General features: G+C 51.0%; 2 protein-coding genes and 1 pseudogene. 1 reads left to right on the top strand and 2 read right to left on the bottom strand.

The window, feature by feature from the left end; all coding sequences use genetic code 11:
• Positions 1 to 310: pseudogene (locus H9X81_RS11485) on the top strand (AAA family ATPase); the annotation flags it as partial.
• Between the two features lie 90 nt (positions 311 to 400).
• Here the strand turns inward: H9X81_RS11485 and H9X81_RS11480 are convergent.
• Both H9X81_RS11480 and H9X81_RS11475 read right to left on the bottom strand, forming a co-directional pair.
• On the bottom strand, positions 401 to 1,555 hold the full coding sequence (locus tag H9X81_RS11480; protein WP_204722162.1) for a tyrosine-type recombinase/integrase: 1,155 nt from the start codon (positions 1,553 to 1,555) through the stop codon (positions 401 to 403).
• Positions 1,556 to 1,601: 46 nt separating this feature from the next.
• Positions 1,602 to 1,907 carry a hypothetical protein gene (locus H9X81_RS11475; protein WP_204722160.1) on the bottom strand — a complete coding sequence of 102 codons (306 nt, stop codon included), beginning with the start codon at positions 1,905 to 1,907 and terminating at the stop codon, positions 1,602 to 1,604.
• Positions 1,908 to 2,406: the final 499 nt, after the last annotated feature.

Genomic DNA, 2,406 nt, shown 5'->3' with positions numbered 1-2,406 from the left:
TGAGGTCGGTGAGTTTGATATGGTCATCTATGACCAGAAAGAAAACTGTTGTGATATTTTTGAGATCAAACACAGCAGCACACAGGTTCCTCTCCAGTACCGGCATCTCGTGGATGAGGACAAATGCCGAAGAACAGAAAAGCGGTTTGGCACAATCCGAGGACGATATGTCCTTTATCGTGGTGAAGATATTCAGATGGAAAACGGAGTGCAGTATCGTAATGTGGAGTCCTACCTGAAAGAACTTCCGGACCTTGAAATGCAGCAGTCAGCTGACCTCACTCCTCAGACACTTGGCCCCGTACTATGAGAGAAAAGCGCTGATAATAAAATCATAAACATCAATTTCAGCTATCCTTTAGAAAAAATCCCCGGAGAAAATGCTCTCCGGGGATTTTCTTTACATCACTTGTTCCATGAAGTTTCCCATCCTCTCCGCTGCCTGTTCTTGCATCTGCCGGGTGGCGTGGGTGTAAGTTTTTAGTGTGAAGCCTGCGTCATAGTGCCCCAGCATCGAGGAGACTGTTTTCACATCTACACCATTCTGCAATGCCATGGTAGCGAAGGTATGCCGCAGATCATGGAACCGGATGTGCTCCAGCCCTGTGTCCTTCAGGATCTTCTCATGGAGTTTTGCGATAGAGTCCGGGTGATACATCTCTCCTGTCCTGGGCGAGGGGAACATCCAGGGGTTGTCCGGATGCTTTTTATGTTCCTGCTGCAGCAGCTCTATCGCCGACTCTGGAATCGAAATCTTCCTCACCGAGTTCTCTGTCTTTGGCCGGCTGATGGTGACATTCCGGTTCCTGTCCCCCACTGCCTGCTTGCTCACTGAGATGAAGCGCTGTTCTTCGTCCAGGTCGGACCACAGCAGGGCAGTCAGTTCTCCCTTGCGAATCCCCGTCACCAGCTCCAGATAGAACATAGGCAGGACGCCTCTTTTGTCTGCCGCTTCCAGATAGGTTTTCATATCCTCGGGATGGAGGATCTTCATCTCCTGTTTCTGAATCTTGGGAATGATGCAGTCCTCAGTGGGGTTGCGCAGGATCAGACGCTCTTTCACCGCACGGTCGAGAGCATTGTGAAGCATCATGTGGATGCCCCGAACTGTGCTGTTGCTAAGCCCCGGCTTCTGACTTTTTGGGGATTTCCGAAGTCTTCCGTTCTCCTGGAGATCCTTATAGAGTTTCTGTATATCCCGGCTAGTGAGCTTCTTCAGCTTAATTTCTCCGATCCGAGGAATGACATGTGATTCTATATCGCGGTGATAACTGTCTGCGGTCGTAGGGCGGATGTTGGGCTTGGCGTAGAGTTCATACCACAGCCGCAGCCATTCCGCTACAGTGTATTCGTCTGACCGGACGATATCCAGTTTCTTGCTTTCCTCAATGGCTTTGGAAAGTTTCTCTTTCACCTCTGCCTGGGTCTTTCCCAACACATTCTTGGTGATCCGCTTACCCGTCTCTGGGTCATAACCAGCAGTATATCGGCCTTCCCAGCGTCCATCTGAACGCTTCCGGATGCTGCCTTCTCCGTTGGCTCGCTTCTTTGCCATTCAAAAACCTCCTTTCTTTGTTTATGCGGCGCAGATTTTGAAGAGCTTAGTCTACCTCCTGAGATCTCCGCCAGGGCTGCATCATCTCCTCTTCATCGTAGGAGTAGAGACCATCTGTTTCCAGCTCCCGGCTGATTCCCCAGGCCAGCTTGAAGCTGGCGATAAAACTCTCCAGAGAGACTTCGTCCCAGATGGCATCCATGGAGTCCACGATCAGGAGTAGTTTGCGTCTGTCCTCATCACCCATCCGTGCGAACAGTTCCTTGCAGGTTTCTTCTACCGTTTGGCGATTATCCTCACACTGTGGCTTCCTGAAAAATCTCTGCTGCAGCGCCCGCATATAGTCGTGCATGATTGTCACCTCCTGTCAATCACACAACATACCAGCAAGGCGGAAGAATATCCAGACCACAGGGGCAGAGTTATCAGATTGTTATCATTTGTGTATCTATGCCTGAAGTCGGTACAAAATCGGCAAAATGCCCATGGACGCCACCCTTGACCCCCGCGAAGGCGGCTTCAAACCGGCATCACTGCTGACTCTGATGTCAGATCTGATGTCCGCATGGACTCCATGATGCCATAACTGACCCCCGCCATTTTCGAAAACTAAGGCCTCAAAAACCGCATCAAACCGCCATTTCCAGTCCGCACTGCGGGCCGGTGTGGGCTGCGGTGATGTCACCGCTTTATCCTGCTTCATTTTCGACCCCATGTGTCACCCCAGTTTTTCGGAGAATCTGGCTTTTGAAACGGGTCATGGAACTTGTCAGATGCAGCGGATTTGTGCATGGGATTTTGGTCCCACCTAGCCCCGGATGACCCACACTGACTCGAAAAACCCCGCCTTT

It is taken from the genome of Hydrogenoanaerobacterium saccharovorans (assembly GCF_016901815.1).
GTDB lineage: Bacteria > Bacillota > Clostridia > Oscillospirales > Ruminococcaceae > Avimicrobium > Avimicrobium caecorum.
Note: the sequence above shows the minus strand (reverse complement) of the source record. Positions and strands in the feature narration are given on the sequence as shown.

What these genes read in the sequence shown, in the direction of transcription:
- H9X81_RS11480 (WP_204722162.1), bottom strand. Translation starts at nt 1,555, where the DNA reads ATGGCAAAGAAGCGAGCCAACGGAGAAGGCAGCATCCGGAAGCGTTCA.
- H9X81_RS11475 (WP_204722160.1), bottom strand. Translation starts at nt 1,907, where the DNA reads ATGCACGACTATATGCGGGCGCTGCAGCAGAGATTTTTCAGGAAGCCA.